We start from the raw sequence: 16,910 nt of genomic DNA on the forward strand, positions 1-16,910 counted from the left end.
GCGTGGACGGTTGCACCGAATGTGTTAGTTTCCCACATATCGGATGGGTTCGGAGACCCGATTGTTAGCTGGAATTTAGTCGGCAGCGATTGGTATCCGAGATAGAATTTGACGAACCGGCGGCATGGCGACCCTCATGCCGGACCGGCCAACCAGCGGGATTTCGACCATGTCGGACCTAGACCGTAACTACGCTTCTCCTTTCGGCAGGGCCGCCGGGCGTGTTGACGCCGCGACGGTCGATGCCGGCCTGCGCGCCTACATGCTGCGCATCTACAACTACATGACCATTGGCTTGGCCATCACTGGCCTGGCCGCCCTCGGCGTCTACATGGCCGCCGTGACCGACGTTGCGACCCCGGAAGCGGTCCGCGTCGGCAAGCTGTTCCTGACGCCGTTCGGCTACGCCATGTTCGTCAGCCCCCTGAAGTGGCTGTTCATGCTCGCGCCGCTCGCGATGGTGTTCGTGATCTCGGCGGGCATCAACCGTCTCGCCCCCTCGACCGCCCAGATCCTGTTCTGGGTATTCTCGGCGCTGATGGGCATCTCGCTGTCGTCGATCTTCCTGGTGTTCACGCACACCTCGATCGTGCGGGTGTTCTTCATCACCGCGGCCACCTTCGGTGCGCTGAGCCTGTACGGCTACACCACCAAGCGTGACCTCACCGGGATGGGCTCGTTCCTGTTCATGGGCCTGATCGGCATCGTCCTCGCCAGCCTGGTGAACCTGTTCCTGGCCAGCTCGATGCTGCAGTTCATCGTGTCGGTGGTCGGCGTGCTGGTGTTCTCGGGCCTCACCGCCTGGGATACGCAGCGGCTGAAGAACGACTACATCTACGGCTACGCCTCGGCCGGCGGTGACATCGCAGAGCGTGCGGCCATCACCGGCGCGCTGTCGCTGTACCTGAACTTCATCAACCTGTTCACGCTGCTGCTGCAGCTGCTTGGCCAGCGCGAGTAAGCGCAACGACGAGAGAGAACGGACACGAACCCCGGCCGAAAGGCCGGGGTTTTTGTTTGCGTAACACTCAGTCATGCCCGGGCTTGTCCCGGCCATGACGCATGCGGAAACAGCGTTGCTCGTTGCAATACCGCTGCTATCTTCCCGCCATGTCCGCACCCGAAATCAGGCCCACCACCGAGGCCGACCTTCCCGCCATCACCGCCATCTACCAGCAGGCCGTCCGCGAGGGCACGGCGACATTCGAGCTGGAGCCGCCCGACCTCGCCGAGATGACGCGTCGCTACCGCACGCTGATCGACGGCGGTTATCCCTATTTCGTCGCCATGCTCGACGGCAGCATTGCCGGCTACGCCTATGCCGGCGCCTACCGGCCGCGGCCGGCCTACCGCTTCACGGTGGAGAACTCGATCTATCTCGACCCCGCCTTCCACCGCCGCGGCGTCGGCTCGTTGCTGCTGGAACGGCTGATCACCGAATGCGAGGCGCGCGGTTTTCGCCAGATGATCGCGGTGATCGGCGATTCCGCCAACGCCGGATCGATCGGCGTGCACACCAAAGCCGGCTTCAAGATGATCGGCACGCATCCCAATGTCGGGCTGAAATTCGGCCGCTGGCTGGACACGGTGATGATGCAGCGGGACCTCGGCGAGGGCGCAAGCACGGTGCCGGGGACGTAGGTTCTGTAGCCCGGATGAGCGCAGCGATACCCGGGAACGCTGCGAGACAAGACCCGGATGTCGCTTCGCTCATCCGGGCTACGAAAGTCCCGTCACACCACCGCCAGCTTCCGATCGATCACCAGCAACACCCGCTCGAGCTCATGGCCCCGGCGCAGGATCAGCCCGGTCGCCGAGATCACGCTGTACATGCCCTGCTTGCGCGCGAGCCGCGGGTCCTTCTCGATGCGATAGATCGGCACTTCCGAGGCGCGGCGATAGACCGAGAACACGGCGCGGTCCTTCAGGAAGTCGATGGCGTAGTCGCGCCATTCGCCGTCGGCAACCATGCGGCCGTAGAGATTGAGAATCCGGTGCAGCTCGAGCCGGTTGAACGTCACCCGGTTCGGCTGCGCATTCGCAGCGGCAGGGCGCGCCGCCGCGCGCTGCTCGCTCGGATCGGCATCCTCCGACATCAGGCTCATGGGAAGCGCCTCCTCATCGCACGCCATGACCACGTCCGCGAAGACCGTCCCCGGAACCGCGCTCATGACAATTGCATGATTGCGCCAACCGTTCCGCGCTGCAAGGGGCTCAACCCACCGAATCGGCCGCGGGCCAGGGCACACGCAGGAGTGGAACTTTGTCGCGGCAAACCGTCACGGGATCGTTAGCAGGAATCATAGTATCGCCGTTTTTCCGCCCACCGCCCGCCGCCCTGCATTGCGATAAAGACTTCCGTGCGTTGACCCGGTCCTTTCGGTTCCGGATTCCTCAGCCCCCAGCCCCCCGGGGTCGAACAGGATCGGGTCTGTACGCACGGCAAGGAGGGCCAACGCAAGTTGGTCCTTTTTTGTTTGTGTCGGAATGTTTCCGGCGCGCTGTCATTCCGGGCGCGCGAAGCGCGAGCTACGGCGCGCAATTGCGCACCCTGGTTTGCGCCAAGTGGCGCGCCCTGGAATGACGACTGATTGTCTGGAGAAATATCTGCGCTTCAGCGCAGCGACGTGTAGGCCGCGCCAAGCATCGGGCCGGGCTTCTCCCGGCTGCCGTCCTGGACATAGACCACCGCACCATCGACGCCATCGCGCGTGAGGTTCTCGATCGGCACCGTCCAGCTTTCCGGACGGCCGGTCCAGTCGCCGACCTTGAGCAGGTTGCGCACGACGTTGTGATAGGTGACCTGCTGTCCTCGATTCTCGCCGCGGGTGATCGCGATCGGCACCGACTTGGCGATCGAGCAGATCCAAACCTCGCCGTGCGAGGCCGCGGGCTCCTTGCTTTCGGCCACCGAGACGTTGATGTGCTTGCCCGACAGTGACATCGTCACCGGCACGCTCATCACGCCGGTGCCCTTGTCGGTCTTGCCGATCGCATTCTCGATGCCGGCGCGATCGCTGCCGATGACATGCGTGGAGCCGTTGACGACGGCCTGCGGCGTGTAGACCTCGCGGTCGCCGCGCATGCGCGAATAGGCACGCTGCCGTGCAGAGAAGCGCGAGTCCGCCAGCGTGTCTTTCCAGCCGAGATAGTCCCAATAGTCGATCGGCATGCTCAACGCGATGATCGACGGGTCTTTCGAGAGATCGCCGATGATCTGGTCGGCGGGCGGGCAGGAGGAGCAGCCCTGCGAGGTAAACAATTCGACAACGGCGCGGGGATCAGCGTGCGCGGGGCGGATGACGGCGACGATCGCGCAGATGCCGAGAGCTCCCGTCCAGAGGGCATTGGACCAGCGCGAAATCGGATGAGAAGCCGTCATTGTCGTCATGTCGAACGCCGCGCACCATTGCTCGTGGGAAGGGAAATCTTATCGCCGGATGGTCACCGTAGTCTTACGGGGCGCGGTACATTCGTCCGTCCAGCCAACCGTCCAAAGGAAGGTTTTCCGCCGGGCGGGCCCATCTGAAACGTACCGCAAACGCGCGAAGGCGGCCTTTGATAGGCCGCCTTCGTTTGGGCTTCTACTCACTTCGCAGTGAGCCATCGTTCACAAATCCGCGCTTACGCCGCGAGCTTGCGCAGCACGTAGTGCAGGATGCCGCCGTTGCGGTAGTAGTCGAGCTCGTCCAGCGTATCGATGCGGCAGAGCAGCGAAACGCGCTGCAGCGAACCGTCGCCGGAGACGATCTCCGCGGTCAGCTTCTGGCGCGGCTTGAGGTCGCCGACGAGGCCGCGCAGCGTGACCTTCTCGTCGCCCTTCAGACCCAGCGACGACCATGAGGTGCCTTCCTCGAAGGTCAGCGGCAGCACGCCCATGCCGACCAGGTTGGAGCGGTGGATGCGCTCGAAGCTCTGGCAGATCACGGCGCGCACGCCGAGCAGACGCGTGCCCTTCGCCGCCCAGTCGCGCGAGGAGCCGTTGCCGTATTCGGCGCCGGCGAACACCACCAGCGGCACCTGCTCCTGCTGGTACTTCATCGCGGCGTCGTAGATCGACATCTGCTCGCCGTCGGGCCAGTGCTTGGTCAGGCCGCCTTCCGGAATGTTGCCGTCGGCGCCCTTCAGCATGAAGTTCTTGATGCGGATGTTGGCGAAGGTGCCGCGCATCATCACTTCGTGGTTGCCGCGGCGGGTGCCGTACTGGTTGAAGTCGGCCGGACGCACCTGGTGCTCGCTGAGATACTTGCCAGCGGGCGAGGTCAGCTTGATCGAACCGGCCGGCGAGATGTGGTCGGTGGTGATCTTGTCGCCGAACATGGCGAGGATGCGCGCCTCGACGATGTCGGTGACCGGCTCGGGCTCCTTCTTCATGCCTTCGAAGTAGGGCGGATTCTGCACATAGGTCGAAGACATGTTCCAGCGATAGGTCTCGCTCTCGACCGTCTTGATCTTGCGCCAGTTGGTGTCGCCCTTGAACACGTCGGCATACTTCTTCTTGAAGATCGACGCGGTCACGAACTTCTTCATGAAGGCGTTGATCTCTTTCGTCGTCGGCCAGATGTCCTTCAGGTACACCGGCTTGCCGTCCTTGCCCTCGCCGAGCGGCTCGGCGGCAAGGTTCTTGGTGACGCTGCCGGCGAGCGCATAGGCGACGACCAGCGGCGGCGAGGCCAGGTAGTTCGCCTGCACGTCCGGCGAGACGCGGCCTTCGAAGTTGCGGTTGCCGGAGAGCACGGCGGCCGCGACGATGCCGTTGTCGTTGATCGATTTCGAGATCTCCTCCGGCAGCGGGCCGGAATTGCCGATGCAGGTGGTGCAGCCGAAGCCGACCAGGTTGAAGCCGACCTTGTCGAGATCAGCCTGAAGGCCGGAATTCGCAAGATATTCCGCAACCACCTGACTGCCTGGCGCGAGCGAGGTCTTCACCCAGGGCTTGGCCTTCAGGCCCTTCTTCACCGCATTGCGGGCGAGCAGGCCGGCGCCGATCAGCACGCTCGGGTTCGAGGTGTTGGTGCAGGAGGTGATGGCGGCGATCACCACATCGCCATGGCCGAGATCGAAGTTCTTGCCTTCGACCGTAAAGCGCTTCGCCGGCTCCGCGGCCTTCTTGTACTCGCTGGCGAGCGCGAGCGAAAAGCCTTCCGCGACCGCGGGCAGCGCGATGCGGCCTTCGGGCCGCTTCGGGCCGGCCAATGACGGCACCACGTCGCCGAGGTCGAGCGTCAGCGTCTCCGTGAACACCGGGTCGGGCGACTTGGCGGTGCGGAACAGGCCTTGTGCCTTGGCATAGGCCTGCACCAGCGCGACCCGCGCCGAGGCGCGGCCCGAGGTCTTGAGATAATCGAGCGCGGCGGCATCGACCGGGAAGAAGCCGCAGGTCGCGCCATATTCGGGCGCCATGTTGGCGATGGTGGCCTTGTCCGCGACCGAGAGATGGTCGAGGCCCGGGCCGAAGAACTCGACGAACTTGCCGACCACGCCGAGCTTGCGCAGCATCTGCGTCACGGTCAGCACGAGGTCGGTCGCAGTGACGCCTTCCTTGAGCGCGCCCTTCAGCTTGAAGCCGACGACGTTGGGCAGCAGCATCGACAGCGGCTGGCCGAGCATGCAGGCTTCCGCCTCGATGCCGCCGACGCCCCAGCCGAGCACGGCGAGACCGTTGACCATGGTGGTGTGCGAATCAGTGCCGACGAGCGAGTCGGGATAGGCCACCTCGAAGGTGCCGGTCTTCTTGCCGACCGTCATCTTCTCCTTCTTGGTCCAGACCGTCTGGGCCAGATATTCGAGGTTGACCTGGTGGCAGATGCCGGTGCCGGGCGGCACGACGGCGAAGTTCGAGAACGCCTTCTGGCCCCACTTCAGGAACTCGTAGCGCTCCTGGTTCTGCTTGTATTCCTCGGTGACATTCTTGCCGAAGGCCTTGTTGTCGCCGAAGAAGTTCACGATCACGGAGTGGTCGATGACGAGATCGACGGGAACCAGCGGGTTGATCTTCTCTGCATCGCCGCCGAGCTTCTGCATCGCGTTGCGCATCGCGGCGAGGTCGACCACCGCAGGCACGCCGGTGAAGTCCTGCATCAGGACGCGCGCGGGACGGAAGGCGATCTCATGCTCCAGCGACTTCTTGCGCAGCCATTTCGACACCGCGACGATGTCTTCCTTCTTGACCGAGCGGCCGTCCTCGTTGCGCAGCAGGTTCTCGAGCAGGACCTTCATCGAATAGGGAAGTTTCGAAATTCCCTTCAGACCATTCTTCTCGGCCGTGGGCAGGCTGTAATACACATAGGTCTTGGCGCCGACCTTGAGGGTCTTTTTGCATTTGAAGCTGTCGAGCGAGGTCATGTAGGAGATCCCAATTGTTAGCTATACCCGGCAGGGTATTTTAACACCGTCAGCGTATCAGGCTGGGCCGCTTGCAGGGGCAGGTTGAGTTGCTGCATCAAGTAGTTCCGGGCTTATAGAAGCTTTCTAACGGCGCCGCCACAGCCACAATCGTGCCGCAGCAATCCGCGAGCCAAAAATTCCCATGCGCTACCCCAAGATTTCCTGAGGCCTGGCTTTGAGCGGGTTGAAACGAGGCGAGATGCGGCTTTCAGGTCACGGGCTCAGATGCGTACGAGGCGGACGCGAGGTATTCGCTGGCCTCGAATTTGCGGCCGCCTCGGGCGAAGCCGTGGCGGTGACGGGTCGCAACGGATCGGGCAAGACCTCGCTGCTGCGGCTGATCGCGGGCCTGCTCGTTCCCGCCGCCGGGACGATCGCGCTGGACGGGGGCGATGGCGAGCTGACGGTGCCGGAGCAGTGCCACTATCTCGGCCATCGCGACGCCCTGAAGCCGGCGCTGAGCGTTGCTGAAAATCTGGTCTTCTGGGCTGATTTCTTGGGCGGGGACCGCGGTGACGCGGCTGAAAGCCTCTCCACCGTCGGCCTCGACCATGCCACCCATTTGCCCGCCGGCTTCCTGTCCGCCGGCCAGCGCCGCCGCCTGTCGCTGGCCCGGCTGCTGACCATCCGTCGCCCGGTCTGGCTGCTGGACGAGCCGACCAATGCGCTGGATGTGACCGGCCAGGCGATGTTCGGCGGCCTGATGCGTGAGCACCTGTCGCGCGGCGGCCTGATCATCGCCGCCACCCACGCGCCGCTCGGCATTGATTCGCGGGAGCTGCGGATTGGGGGAGCGGCGTGATTCCGATGGACCCTCAGTTTTCCAAGCGGCTAGGCGCCAGCCTCTCCGTTCCCTCCCCCCTTGCGGGGGAGGGTCAGGGAGAGGGGTGCCGCACGGCAGGGCCTCTCGGTTCCAGCTTTGCGGAGGCAGGCGCTCGGTTGCCGTGGGCTCGCCCCCAGCGAGCATCCCTCCCGGCGCTACCCCTCTCCCCCGCCCTCCCTCGCAAGGGGGGATGGAGCGCACCACCCTTGGGGCACGACTGGAGCCGCCCATGACCGCCCTGTCCGCCCTGATCCGCCGGGACATCCGGATCGCGCTGCGCGTCGGCGGAGGGGCGCTGATCGGGGTGCTGTTCTTCCTGACCGTCGTGGTGCTGATGCCGTTCGCGGTGGGGCCGGATCTGGCGCTGCTGTCGCGGCTGGGGCCGGCGATCCTGTGGCTCGGCGCGCTGCTGGCGAGCCTGCTCACCCTGGACCGGCTGTTCATGGCCGATCATGAGGACGGCTCGCTCGACCTGATCACGATGAGCCGCACGCCGCTGGAACTCGCCTGCGCCGCCAAGGCGCTGGCGCATTGGCTGGCCGCCGGCCTGCCGCTGATCGTCGCAACCCCCGTGCTCGGCCTGTTGCTCAACCTCGACACGGTCGCAACCGGCGCAGTGGCGCTGACGCTGCTGGCGGGCACGCCGGCCCTGACCTTCACCGGCATGATCGGCGCGGCATTGGCTGTGACGCTGCACCGCGGCGGGCTGCTGATGGCCGTTCTCGTGCTGCCGCTGTCGATTCCCGTGCTGATCTTCGGCGTTGCCGCCTCGCAGGCCGTGATCGTCGGTCCCATGACGTTCGGGGCGCCGTTCTCGATCCTCTGTGCGCTGTCCCTGGTCAGCCTCGTCGTCGGCCCGTTCGCCGCGGCGGCGAGCCTGCGCCATGGTCTCGATTGAGATGGACTCGACTGACCTTGACTCCGATCAATTTTCGCTGCGGCCTTTCGTGCTGATTGCCTGAGCGGCTCCCGGTGATTATCAGGATACCATGACGCTGATCGACCTCGCCAATCCGACACGGTTCCTCGCCCTGACGGCGCGGGTGTTGCCGTGGCTCGCCGCCGCGACCGTCATCCTGCTCGCGATCGGCCTCTATCAATCCGCGCTCGCGCCCGACGACTACCAGCAGGGCGCGACCGTGAAGATCATGTTCATCCACGTGCCCAATGCCTGGCTGTCGATGTTCGTCTGGGGCGTGATGAGCATTGCCTCGCTGGGCACGCTGGTGTGGCGGCATCCGCTCGCCGATGTCGCCGCGAAAGCGGCAGCTCCGATCGGCGCCAGCTTCACCTTCCTTGCGCTGCTCACGGGCTCGCTGTGGGGCCGGCCGATGTGGGGCACCTATTGGGAATGGGATGCGCGGCTGACCTCGGTGCTGATTCTGTTCCTGATGTATCTCGGCCTGATGGCGCTGTGGCGAGCGGTCGACGATCCCTCGCGCGCGGCGCGTGCGGCTGCGGTGCTCACCCTGGTCGGTGCCATCAACCTGCCCATCATCAAGTTCTCTGTCGACTGGTGGAACACGCTGCACCAGCCGGCCTCGGTGATGCGCATGGGCGGCTCGGCCCTCGACAAGTCGTTCCTGATTCCGCTGCTGGTGATGGCGATCGCGTTCACGCTGCTGTTCGTCACGCTGCACCTGGCTGCGATGCGCAACGAGATCCTGCGCCGCCGCGTCCGCTCGCTGCAGATGATGCAGGCGAGCCGCATCGCGTTCTCGAGCGAAAGCGGTTCGCGTGGAGAAAGCGCTTCAAACGAAGTCGGGGCCGCTTGATCATGTCGCTCGGTCCCTACGCCTCTTTCATCGTGACGTCCTATGCCGCGGCGGCCGCCGTGGTCGCGATCCTGATCGGCTGGATCGTGCTCGATTATCGCAGCCAGACGCAGCGCCTGCGCGAACTGGAGGAGCGCGGCATCACCCGTCGTTCAGGCCGCAGCGCGACGGAGCTGCGATGAGCGATCAGTCGACTTCCGCCCCGCCGCAGCGCCGCACCTTCCTGATGGTGCTGCCGCTGATCGCCTTCATCGGACTTGCGCTGCTGTTCTGGTTCCGGCTCGGCAGCGGCGATCCCTCGCGGATTCCCTCGGCGCTGATCGGTCGGCCGGCGCCGCAGACGGCGCTGCCGCCGCTGGAGGGATTGCAGGACAACGGCACCCAGGTGCCGGGGCTCGATCCCGCCGCGTTCAAGGGCAAGGTCAGCCTGGTCAACGTCTGGGCGTCCTGGTGCGTGCCGTGCCACGACGAGGCGCCGCTCCTGACCGAACTCGCCAAGGACAAGCGCTTCCAACTGGTCGGCATCAATTACAAGGACGCCTCCGACAATGCGCGCCGCTTCCTCGGCCGCTACGGCAACCCGTTCGGCCGCGTCGGCGTGGACGCGAACGGCCGCGCCTCGATCGAATGGGGCGTCTATGGCGTGCCGGAAACCTTCGTCGTCGGGCGCGAGGGCACCATCGTCTACAAGCTGGTGGGGCCGGTCACGCCGGACAATCTGCGGACCGTGTTGATGCCGCAGATGGAGAAGGCGCTGAGGGCGGCGGGGAGCTGATCGCCGCACTCGTGCGACACACTCAACTGTCATCCGCCCGACTTGATCGGGCGATCCAATATTCCAGAGACGTCAGACGTATACGGAGAAGCCGCGGCGTACCGGATTCCCCGCTTTCGCGGGGAATGACAGCGGTATGTGGGTCGACGTTTCGCCCTACCCCTTGCTCACATCCCCCGCCTCCGCCTCGCTGGTCTCCAGCGATACCGGCGCGAGGTGGTAGCGCTTGGTCAGCGGCATCTGGGCGATGGCGAAGATCATCGTGATGGGCGTCACGCCGAACACCTTGAAGTTCACCCAGAAGTCGGTGCTCTGGGTGCGCCAGACGATCTCGTTCAGCACCGCCATGCCGGCGAAGAACAACGCCCAGCGCAGCGTGAGAATGCGCCAGCCCTGCGGGGTCAGGTTGAATACCTGGTCGAACATCACGGCGATGAAGGAGCGGCCGAACAACAGGCCGCCGCCGAGGATCGCGGCGAACAGGCCGTAGATGATGGTCGGCTTGACCTTGATGAAGGTCTCGTCGTGCAGCACCAGGGTCAGCGTGCCGAACACCAATACGATCACGCCCGTCACGATCGCCATGATCGGGATGTGGCGCGTCACCACATAGGAGGCGACCATCGCCACCACGATCGCGACCATGAAGGCGCCGGTCGCGGCGAACAGATTGAACTTCGCATTGACGAAGAAGAATACGAGCAGCGGACCGAGCTCGGTCGCGAGCTTGAACAGCGGATGCGGCTGGGTCTTGTCCATTCTTCAGCTCTCGATTCCGGCGATGGCGCGGGCGAAGTCACGCGCGGTGAACGGCGCGAGATCGTCGACGCCTTCGCCGACGCCGATGAAATGCACCGGCAGTTTGAATTTCTCCGCAAGCGCCACCAGGATGCCGCCGCGCGCGGTGCCGTCGAGCTTGGTCATCACGAGGCCGGTGACCCCTGCGGTGCGATGGAAGGCCTCGACCTGCGACAGCGCGTTCTGACCGACGGTCGCGTCCAGCACCAGCAGCACCGCGTGCGGCGCGCTGGCATCCACCTTGCGGATCACGCGCACGACCTTTTCGAGCTCGTTCATCAGCTCGGCCTTGTTCTGCAGGCGGCCGGCGGTGTCGATCAGGAGCACGTCGATGTTCTGCTCCTTCGCCGCCGTCAGCGCGTTGAAGGCAAGGCTTGCCGAATCAGAGCCCTGCGCACCTGATATGACGGGTGTCTTCGTCCGCTCGCCCCAGACCTTGAGCTGCTCGATCGCCGCTGCGCGAAACGTGTCGCCGGCGGCCAGCATCACCTTGCGGCCCTCGGACGCGAATTTTTGCGAGAGTTTTCCGATCGTGGTGGTCTTGCCGGAGCCGTTGACGCCGACGACGAGAATGACGAACGGCTTCTTGCCCACATCGATCTCGAGTGGCTTCGCGACCGGCGCCAGCACCTTCTCGACCTCGGTCGCGACGACGTCCTTGACCTCGTCGGCCGAGATCGCCTTGTCATACCGCCCCGTGCCGACCGCGTCCGCGATCCGGACCGCGACCGAGGTGCCGAGGTCGGCGCGCAAGAGCACGTCCTCGATGTCGTCGAGCATGGCGCGGTCGAGCTTGCGCTTGGTGACGAGGTCGGCGACCGCGGTCCCCAGCGAGGACGACGTGCGCTTCAGCCCATTGGACAGGCGGCGCCACCAGCTCAGCTTGGGGGTCTCGGAGGTATCGTTCATGTGCTCGTGCCGCCGATTTGAAGTTCCTACTCTCTTGCCGCAAGTTCGGTTAGGAACTTCAAATCGAAGAGCGGCCCGAGCGAAAATTTCTTTGCCAGTGCGGCTTTTGGATTTGGCATTCGCTTCGCGCTTGCGGCGAACACCGAGCGAATGCCAAATCCGCCGCACTGGTGTGTTAGCCGTTCCGGCGATTAAACGAAAGTCTTGCCATTGCTCGATGTTCCCGAATTGACCGCCGAGGAGATTTTGTCGCGCGTGCTCCATCGCGACGGCTTGATGCTGGTCATCAACAAGCCGGCCGGCCTTCCCGTGCATCGCGGCCCCAAGGGCGGGCCGAACCTCGAGGATTCCTTCGACGCGCTCCGTTTCGGCCTGCCGCGGCCGCCGGTGCTGGCTCACCGGCTCGACAAGGACACTTCCGGCTGCCTCGTGCTCGGCCGCCATCGCAAGGCCACCGCATCGCTCGGCCTCCTCTTCAAGCACGGCAAGATCGGCAAAACCTACTGGACCGTGGTCGAGGGCGGCCCCGCTGAAGACGAAGGCACCATCGACATGCCGCTCGGCCGGCTCAATGCCGAGCGCGGGTGGTGGCAGAAGCCCGACCCGGAGGGCCAGAAGGCCATCACCAACTGGAAGGTGATGGGTCGGGGCGAGGGCGTGACCTGGCTCGCCATGGAACCCGTCACCGGCCGGACCCATCAATTGCGGGTGCATGCGGCCGCAACCGGCTGGCCGATCTTCGGCGATAACATTTACGGCAACGGCCCGCGCTTCGGCGAGCCGCGCCTGCACCTGCATTCCCGCGAGATCGTGGTGCCGATATCCCGGAACAAGGAGCCGGTCCGCGTCGTGGCGCCGGCCCCGCCGCACATGCACGAGAAGCTCAGGGCTTGCGGGTGGAATGGGGAATAGGTGCAAACCCTCATGGTGAGGAGGCCGCGCAGCGGCCGTCTCGAACCATAAGAGGCCCCCGCTGCTGCACCTCGGCCTGCATCCTTCGAGACGCCTGCTTCGCGGGCTCCTCAGGACAAGGGTCATGGCCCCATGGTTTACCAAACCTTCAGCGCTCCTCTCTAATGATAACGGTTGCTTAGAAAAAGCTTCCGTTAACCGCTCGGGACGAGCAGCACGTGATGTCCAAGGCCCAGCAATCGATCATCGACGAGGTCGAATCCGCGATTCGGGCAGGCTCGCCGGAAAAGGGGCTGGAGACGGCCCGCCGCGTCACCGACCTGTTCCTGTCTTCCGCCGGCAGCTTTGACGACGAGCAGATCGCACTGTTCGACGACGTGCTCGACCGCCTGATCGGCACCATCGAGCTGCGCGCCATCGCCGACATGGGCGCACGCATCGCGCTCGCCGAGATCAGCGCCCAGCTCGCGCCGGTCGCGCAGGCACCACCGTCCGTGATCCGCCGCCTCGCCAACAATGACGAGATCCGCATCGCCGGTCCCGTGCTGCAGGAATCCGCGCGCCTCGACGACGGCGAACTGGTGAAGGTCGCCTCCAGCAAGGGCGAGCCGCATCTGCTCGCCGTCGCCGGACGCTGGTGGCTGAAGGAGATCGTCACCGACGCGCTGCTGGCGCGCCGCTATCCCAGCGTCAGCCGGCGGCTCGCCGCCAATCCCGGCGCGCGCGTCTCCGGAGGCGGATTTGCCATCATCGTCGGACAGGCCGAGAGCGATCCGGAGCTCGCCGTCCGCGTCGGCGTTCGCGTCGATCTGCCATCGGACCTGCGCCACCAATTGCTGCGCTCGGCGACGGATGCCGTGCGCGCCCGCCTGTTGTCGCGCGCGCCGCCGCATCTGTTCGAGGAGATCCGGAGCGCGATCGCCGCCGTCACCATCGGCGTCGAGCGCGAGATGTCCGGTGTCCGTGATTTCGAAGGCGCCAAGCGCGCCATCGCGGGTCTCAAGGCGACCGGCCAGCTTGACGAGGCGGCGTTGCTCGGCTTCGCCAGACAACGGCGCTATGAGGAGACGGTGGCAACCCTTGCGGCGCTATCCAGGTCGACGGTCGAGGTGATTCGCCCGCTGATGCAGAGCTTGCGCGAGGACGGCCTGCTGGTGCCGTGCAAGGCCGCGCAGCTCAGCTGGGGGACGACAGCCGCCGTGCTCGAAAGCCGATTCGCGACGGGCGCGATGAAGCCGGCCGATCTCGCCAGGGCGCAGGATCATTTTGCGGGAATGACGACGGAGGACGCGCGGCGCACGCTGCGGTTCTGGCAGGTGCGGGCGTCGTAGGCGCGCGTGTTCGGGTCACGGCGTATCCACACCCTCGGCGTCGTCCCTGCGCACGCAGGGACGACGTTGAGGATGGAGCGCGGCGCAACTTACCGCAGCCCGACTATGTGGTCAGCCGCTCGCCATCGCTGCCGGCAATCGTCAGCGGCACCACGTTGCCGACACGCTCGCCTGCAACAACCACCGGCAGATAATGCTCCGTGCGGCCCTGCCCCGCGCTCTCGATCAGCACTTCGCGCGTTGCGCCGACCTCGGCCTGCAGCCGCCGCCGCAGTGCGGCTTCCCCGGCTGCACGCAGTTGTCTCGCGCGCTCCTTGATGACCGGCCCCGCAACCTGCGGCATCCGCGCCGCCGGCGTGCCGGGCCGCGGCGAATAGGGAAAGACGTGGAGAAATGTCAGGCCGCATTCCTCGACGAGGTCCAGCGAATGCGAGAACATCTCCTCCGTCTCGGTCGGAAAGCCTGCGATGATGTCGGCGCCGAAGGCGATGTCCGGGCGCAGACGGCGGACCTGGTCGCAGAACGCGATGGCGTCATTGCGCGAATGCCGCCGTTTCATACGCTTCAGGATCATGTCGTCGCCTGACTGCAGCGACAGGTGCAGATGCGGCATCAGCCGGGCATCGTCGGCGATGGCATCGAGCAGGTCGCCATCCGCCTCGATCGAATCGATCGAGGAGATGCGCAGGCGCTTCAGCTCCGGCACATGCCGCAAGATCTGCCTGGTCAGCATGCCGAGTTTCGGCGCGCCCGGCAGATCGGTGCCGTAGCTGGTGAGGTCGACGCCGGTCAGCACGATCTCGGCATGACCCCGCTCGACCAGTGTCCGGACCTGCTCCACCACGGCACCCATCGGCACCGAGCGCGAATTGCCGCGGCCGAACGGGATGATGCAGAAGGTGCAGCGATGGTCGCAGCCGTTCTGGACCTGGACGAACACACGCGGCAGGCCGCTCGCATAGCCGTCGACGAGGTGCGGCGCCATCTCCCTGATAGCCATGATGTCGCTGACGGCGATCTTCTCGCTGGCGCCGACGTCGAACGCCGCCTGCGTCTCGCGCCACGCATCGCCGTGCAGCTTGTCGTCATTGCCGACGACACGATCGACCTCGGCCATGTCGGCGAACATCGCAGCTTGCGTCTGCGCGGCACAGCCGGTGACGACGATGCGCGCACCGGGCCGCTCGCGCTTCAATTTGCGGATCGACTGGCGCGCCTGCGCCACCGCCTCGTTGGTGACGGCGCAGCTGTTGATGACGATGGTGTCGGAAAGGCCCGCGTCTTCCGCCTTGCTGCGGATCACCTCGGCCTCGAAGGCATTGAGGCGGCAGCCGAAGGTGACGACTTCGACGCCCATCACGTGACAGGCGCGAACAGCGCCGGATCGAAGGTGCTCTCATATTCGAAGGTCGCCGTGCCGGTCATTAGCACGTGGTCGTCGCGCTCGCGCCATTCGATGCCGAGCTTGCCGCCGGGCAGCGTGATCTCGACCTTGCGCTCCGCGCGCTTCAGCCGCGCCGCCGCGACCGCCGTCGCACAGGCCGCCGATCCGCAGGCCTTGGTCAGGCCCGCACCGCGTTCCCAGGTGCGGATCGTGATGTGCTGGGGATCGACGACATGGGCGAGCGTGATGTTGGCGCGCTCGGGGAAGATCGGATGGTTTTCCAGCAGCGGACCGAAGCGGCCGAGATCATAGGCGTTGACGTCCTCGACCCAGAACACCGCATGCGGATTGCCCATGCTCACCACCGAGGGCGAATGCAGGATCGGATTGTCGATTGGTCCGATCTGCAATTCGATGTAGCGGGTGTCGCGAAACTCTTCCGCCAGCGGAATGTCCTGCCAGCCGAACTTCGGCACACCCATGTCCACGGTGTAGAGATCGGCCGCTGGACCCTGCCAGGCATTGAGCAGGCCGGCGGCCGTCTCGAAGGTCGCGGTGGTCTGCCCGGTCTTCTCGAAGATGCGGCGCACGACGCAGCGCATGCCGTTGCCGCAGGCGCCGGCCTCCGAGCCGTCATGATTGTAGATGCGGATGAAGGCCTCGGTGCCGTCCAGCCGCGGCTTCTGCAGCACCATGAGCTGGTCATAGGCGATGCCGCCTTGCGCAGACGCCACCGCCCGCGCATCGTCCGGCGTCACCCGGCCTGCGGAATCGCGCATGTCGACAACGACGATCTCGTTGCCGATGCCGTTCATCTTGGCAAATGCGTGGTTGGCCAGCGCGCTCATGAAAATTCCCGAATTTCGCCCGCCTTATATGGCGATCCTTGCCGGCTTGGCCAGTGATTTGCGGCCGCGAAGCAGGACACCGGCCATGACGCATCTGTCATGGGACGAATTCGGCGCTCGCGTGTTAGAACGGCGCGGTTCGCGCGAACCGGGACGCGCGGCCAGGTTGAGGCCTTGGTGGGTAAGGCCTTGATGAATTTAGGCCTTGGTGAATCCAGGCCTTGGGGAGAATAGAATGACTGGTTTTCGTCGTCTCGCTCTGGCCGCGCTGATCCCGGCGGCCATGTCGATTGGCCTGTCCGGGGCTCCGGCACAGACACCCAGCCCGGTACCGGCCGCGTCGGCAAGCCCCTCGCCTGCACCGTCGGCGGCACCCGCCCCAGCCGCAAGCGCTTCGCCAGCGCCGGCGGCAAGCCCGTCGCCGGCGGCCAGCGCCTCGCCGTCCCCCGCCCCGACGGCCCCGCCCCCGGCGGCGGCCGCGACGCCCGCCCCGGTGCAGACCGCCGATCCCTTCGGCCTCGAGACCACGCTCGAGGCCAGGAAGGTCGTGATGGTCAAGGGCACTGCCAATTGGGACTCGGCCTTCGACACGCTGATCGACGCCTTCAAGGCACTGAACACGCTGCTGGACAAGCAGGGCATCAAGCAAGCCGGCAATCCGATGATCGTCTACACCTCGACCGACGACACCGGCTTTACCTTCCTTGCCGAGATCCCGGTCGACCAGGATCCGAAGAACTTGTCCAAGGACATGAGCATCGGCAAATCGCCGGAGGGCAAAGCCCTGAAATTCGTCCATCGCGGTTCCTACGACAACATGGACAACACCTATGAGGCGATCACCAATCACCTCGACGACAAGAAGCTGGAAGCCAAGGACACCTTCATCGAGGAGTACCTCACCGATCCCCTGAAGACGGCCGAGGACAAGCTCGTGATCAATGTTTTCGTGCCGCTGAAGTGAGACC

General features: G+C 65.3%; 17 protein-coding genes. 10 read left to right on the plus strand and 7 right to left on the minus strand.

What is annotated here, in order from left to right; genetic code table 11:
- Window positions 1–169: 169 nt before the first annotated feature.
- Window positions 170–961 carry a Bax inhibitor-1/YccA family protein gene (locus ABIF91_RS16050; protein ID WP_028177739.1) on the plus strand — a complete coding sequence of 264 codons (792 nt, stop codon included), beginning with the start codon at window positions 170–172 and terminating at the stop codon, window positions 959–961.
- A 149-nt stretch (window positions 962–1,110) separates the two neighbouring features.
- Entirely contained in the window at window positions 1,111–1,641 is a 531-nt protein-coding gene (locus tag ABIF91_RS16055; RefSeq protein WP_028177740.1) for a GNAT family N-acetyltransferase, read from the plus strand.
- A gap of 92 nt (window positions 1,642–1,733) precedes the next feature.
- Here the strand turns inward: ABIF91_RS16055 and ABIF91_RS16060 are convergent, their stop codons facing one another.
- From ABIF91_RS16060 to acnA, 3 genes are all read right to left on the minus strand, one after another.
- Window positions 1,734–2,105, minus strand: coding sequence for a DUF2794 domain-containing protein (locus ABIF91_RS16060; RefSeq protein WP_028177741.1), 372 nt, complete (start codon window positions 2,103–2,105; stop codon window positions 1,734–1,736).
- A gap of 509 nt (window positions 2,106–2,614) precedes the next feature.
- A complete protein-coding gene (locus tag ABIF91_RS16065) occupies window positions 2,615–3,391 on the minus strand; it encodes a DUF1223 domain-containing protein (RefSeq protein ID WP_028177742.1) in 777 nt (258 codons plus the stop codon).
- Window positions 3,392–3,624: 233 nt separating this feature from the next.
- Window positions 3,625–6,345, minus strand: a complete 2,721-nt coding sequence (gene acnA / locus ABIF91_RS16070; protein ID WP_028177743.1) for an aconitate hydratase AcnA — start codon at window positions 6,343–6,345, stop codon at window positions 3,625–3,627.
- Between the two features lie 241 nt (window positions 6,346–6,586).
- On the opposite strand from acnA, the gene ccmA reads away from it, so the two are divergent.
- The 5 genes from ccmA (at window position 6,587) to ABIF91_RS16095 (ending at window position 9,760) form a co-directional block, all read left to right on the plus strand.
- Complete coding sequence (ccmA, locus tag ABIF91_RS16075) at window positions 6,587–7,189, plus strand: heme ABC exporter ATP-binding protein CcmA (protein WP_028177744.1); 603 nt, start codon at window positions 6,587–6,589, stop codon at window positions 7,187–7,189.
- Between the two features lie 250 nt (window positions 7,190–7,439).
- Window positions 7,440–8,108, plus strand: a complete 669-nt coding sequence (gene ccmB, locus ABIF91_RS16080; protein ID WP_028177745.1) for a heme exporter protein CcmB — start codon at window positions 7,440–7,442, stop codon at window positions 8,106–8,108.
- Between the two features lie 91 nt (window positions 8,109–8,199).
- A complete protein-coding gene (locus tag ABIF91_RS16085) occupies window positions 8,200–8,985 on the plus strand; it encodes a heme ABC transporter permease (RefSeq protein WP_028177746.1) in 786 nt (261 codons plus the stop codon).
- Complete coding sequence (gene ccmD, locus ABIF91_RS16090) at window positions 8,982–9,167, plus strand: heme exporter protein CcmD (RefSeq protein ID WP_028177747.1); 186 nt, start codon at window positions 8,982–8,984, stop codon at window positions 9,165–9,167. Before ABIF91_RS16085 ends, ccmD begins: the two co-directional genes overlap by 4 nt.
- Window positions 9,164–9,760 carry a DsbE family thiol:disulfide interchange protein gene (locus tag ABIF91_RS16095; protein WP_028177748.1) on the plus strand — a complete coding sequence of 199 codons (597 nt, stop codon included), beginning with the start codon at window positions 9,164–9,166 and terminating at the stop codon, window positions 9,758–9,760. The genes ccmD and ABIF91_RS16095 overlap by 4 nt, the downstream gene beginning before the upstream one ends.
- 156 nt (window positions 9,761–9,916) lie before the next feature.
- Here ABIF91_RS16095 and ABIF91_RS16100 read toward each other — a convergent pair whose 3' ends face one another.
- Both ABIF91_RS16100 and ftsY read right to left on the minus strand, forming a co-directional pair.
- On the minus strand, window positions 9,917–10,519 hold the full coding sequence (locus ABIF91_RS16100) for a septation protein A (RefSeq protein ID WP_028177749.1): 603 nt from the start codon (window positions 10,517–10,519) through the stop codon (window positions 9,917–9,919).
- A gap of 3 nt (window positions 10,520–10,522) precedes the next feature.
- Window positions 10,523–11,467: a signal recognition particle-docking protein FtsY gene (gene ftsY, locus ABIF91_RS16105; RefSeq protein ID WP_028177750.1), complete on the minus strand. Its 945-nt coding sequence runs from the start codon at window positions 11,465–11,467 to the stop codon at window positions 10,523–10,525.
- 210 nt (window positions 11,468–11,677) lie between these two features.
- On the opposite strand from ftsY, the gene ABIF91_RS16110 reads away from it, so the two are divergent.
- Both ABIF91_RS16110 and ABIF91_RS16115 read left to right on the plus strand, forming a co-directional pair.
- On the plus strand, window positions 11,678–12,379 hold the full coding sequence (locus ABIF91_RS16110) for an RluA family pseudouridine synthase (protein WP_028177751.1): 702 nt from the start codon (window positions 11,678–11,680) through the stop codon (window positions 12,377–12,379).
- Between the two features lie 221 nt (window positions 12,380–12,600).
- Window positions 12,601–13,710 carry a DUF2336 domain-containing protein gene (locus tag ABIF91_RS16115; protein ID WP_028177752.1) on the plus strand — a complete coding sequence of 370 codons (1,110 nt, stop codon included), beginning with the start codon at window positions 12,601–12,603 and terminating at the stop codon, window positions 13,708–13,710.
- Between the two features lie 103 nt (window positions 13,711–13,813).
- Here the strand turns inward: ABIF91_RS16115 and mtaB are convergent, their stop codons facing one another.
- Together mtaB and dapF are read right to left on the minus strand one after the other, a co-directional pair.
- Window positions 13,814–15,067, minus strand: coding sequence for a tRNA (N(6)-L-threonylcarbamoyladenosine(37)-C(2))-methylthiotransferase MtaB (gene mtaB / locus ABIF91_RS16120; protein ID WP_035672603.1), 1,254 nt, complete (start codon window positions 15,065–15,067; stop codon window positions 13,814–13,816).
- On the minus strand, window positions 15,067–15,942 hold the full coding sequence (gene dapF, locus ABIF91_RS16125) for a diaminopimelate epimerase (RefSeq protein WP_028177754.1): 876 nt from the start codon (window positions 15,940–15,942) through the stop codon (window positions 15,067–15,069). Before dapF ends, mtaB begins: the two co-directional genes overlap by 1 nt.
- 235 nt (window positions 15,943–16,177) lie before the next feature.
- On the opposite strand from dapF, the gene ABIF91_RS16130 reads away from it, so the two are divergent.
- Window positions 16,178–16,906, plus strand: a complete 729-nt coding sequence (locus tag ABIF91_RS16130; protein ID WP_028177755.1) for a GyrI-like domain-containing protein — start codon at window positions 16,178–16,180, stop codon at window positions 16,904–16,906.
- The last annotated feature ends 4 nt before the right edge of the window (window positions 16,907–16,910 follow it).

Origin of the sequence: Bradyrhizobium sp. USDA 241, from assembly GCF_049739505.1 — a bacterium.
GTDB classification, from domain to species: domain Bacteria; phylum Pseudomonadota; class Alphaproteobacteria; order Rhizobiales; family Xanthobacteraceae; genus Bradyrhizobium; species Bradyrhizobium liaoningense.

What these genes read in the sequence shown, in the direction of transcription:
- ABIF91_RS16050 (WP_028177739.1), top strand. Translation starts at nt 170, where the DNA reads ATGTCGGACCTAGACCGTAACTACGCTTCTCCTTTCGGCAGGGCCGCC.
- ABIF91_RS16055 (WP_028177740.1), top strand. Translation starts at nt 1,111, where the DNA reads ATGTCCGCACCCGAAATCAGGCCCACCACCGAGGCCGACCTTCCCGCC.
- ABIF91_RS16060 (WP_028177741.1), bottom strand. Translation starts at nt 2,105, where the DNA reads ATGAGCCTGATGTCGGAGGATGCCGATCCGAGCGAGCAGCGCGCGGCG.
- ABIF91_RS16065 (WP_028177742.1), bottom strand. Translation starts at nt 3,391, where the DNA reads ATGACGACAATGACGGCTTCTCATCCGATTTCGCGCTGGTCCAATGCC.
- acnA (WP_028177743.1), bottom strand. Translation starts at nt 6,345, where the DNA reads ATGACCTCGCTCGACAGCTTCAAATGCAAAAAGACCCTCAAGGTCGGC.
- ccmA (WP_028177744.1), top strand. Translation starts at nt 6,587, where the DNA reads ATGCGGCTTTCAGGTCACGGGCTCAGATGCGTACGAGGCGGACGCGAG.
- ccmB (WP_028177745.1), top strand. Translation starts at nt 7,440, where the DNA reads ATGACCGCCCTGTCCGCCCTGATCCGCCGGGACATCCGGATCGCGCTG.
- ABIF91_RS16085 (WP_028177746.1), top strand. Translation starts at nt 8,200, where the DNA reads ATGACGCTGATCGACCTCGCCAATCCGACACGGTTCCTCGCCCTGACG.
- ABIF91_RS16095 (WP_028177748.1), top strand. Translation starts at nt 9,164, where the DNA reads ATGAGCGATCAGTCGACTTCCGCCCCGCCGCAGCGCCGCACCTTCCTG.
- ABIF91_RS16100 (WP_028177749.1), bottom strand. Translation starts at nt 10,519, where the DNA reads ATGGACAAGACCCAGCCGCATCCGCTGTTCAAGCTCGCGACCGAGCTC.
- ftsY (WP_028177750.1), bottom strand. Translation starts at nt 11,467, where the DNA reads ATGAACGATACCTCCGAGACCCCCAAGCTGAGCTGGTGGCGCCGCCTG.
- ABIF91_RS16115 (WP_028177752.1), top strand. Translation starts at nt 12,601, where the DNA reads ATGTCCAAGGCCCAGCAATCGATCATCGACGAGGTCGAATCCGCGATT.
- mtaB (WP_035672603.1), bottom strand. Translation starts at nt 15,067, where the DNA reads ATGGGCGTCGAAGTCGTCACCTTCGGCTGCCGCCTCAATGCCTTCGAG.
- dapF (WP_028177754.1), bottom strand. Translation starts at nt 15,942, where the DNA reads ATGAGCGCGCTGGCCAACCACGCATTTGCCAAGATGAACGGCATCGGC.
- ABIF91_RS16130 (WP_028177755.1), top strand. Translation starts at nt 16,178, where the DNA reads ATGACTGGTTTTCGTCGTCTCGCTCTGGCCGCGCTGATCCCGGCGGCC.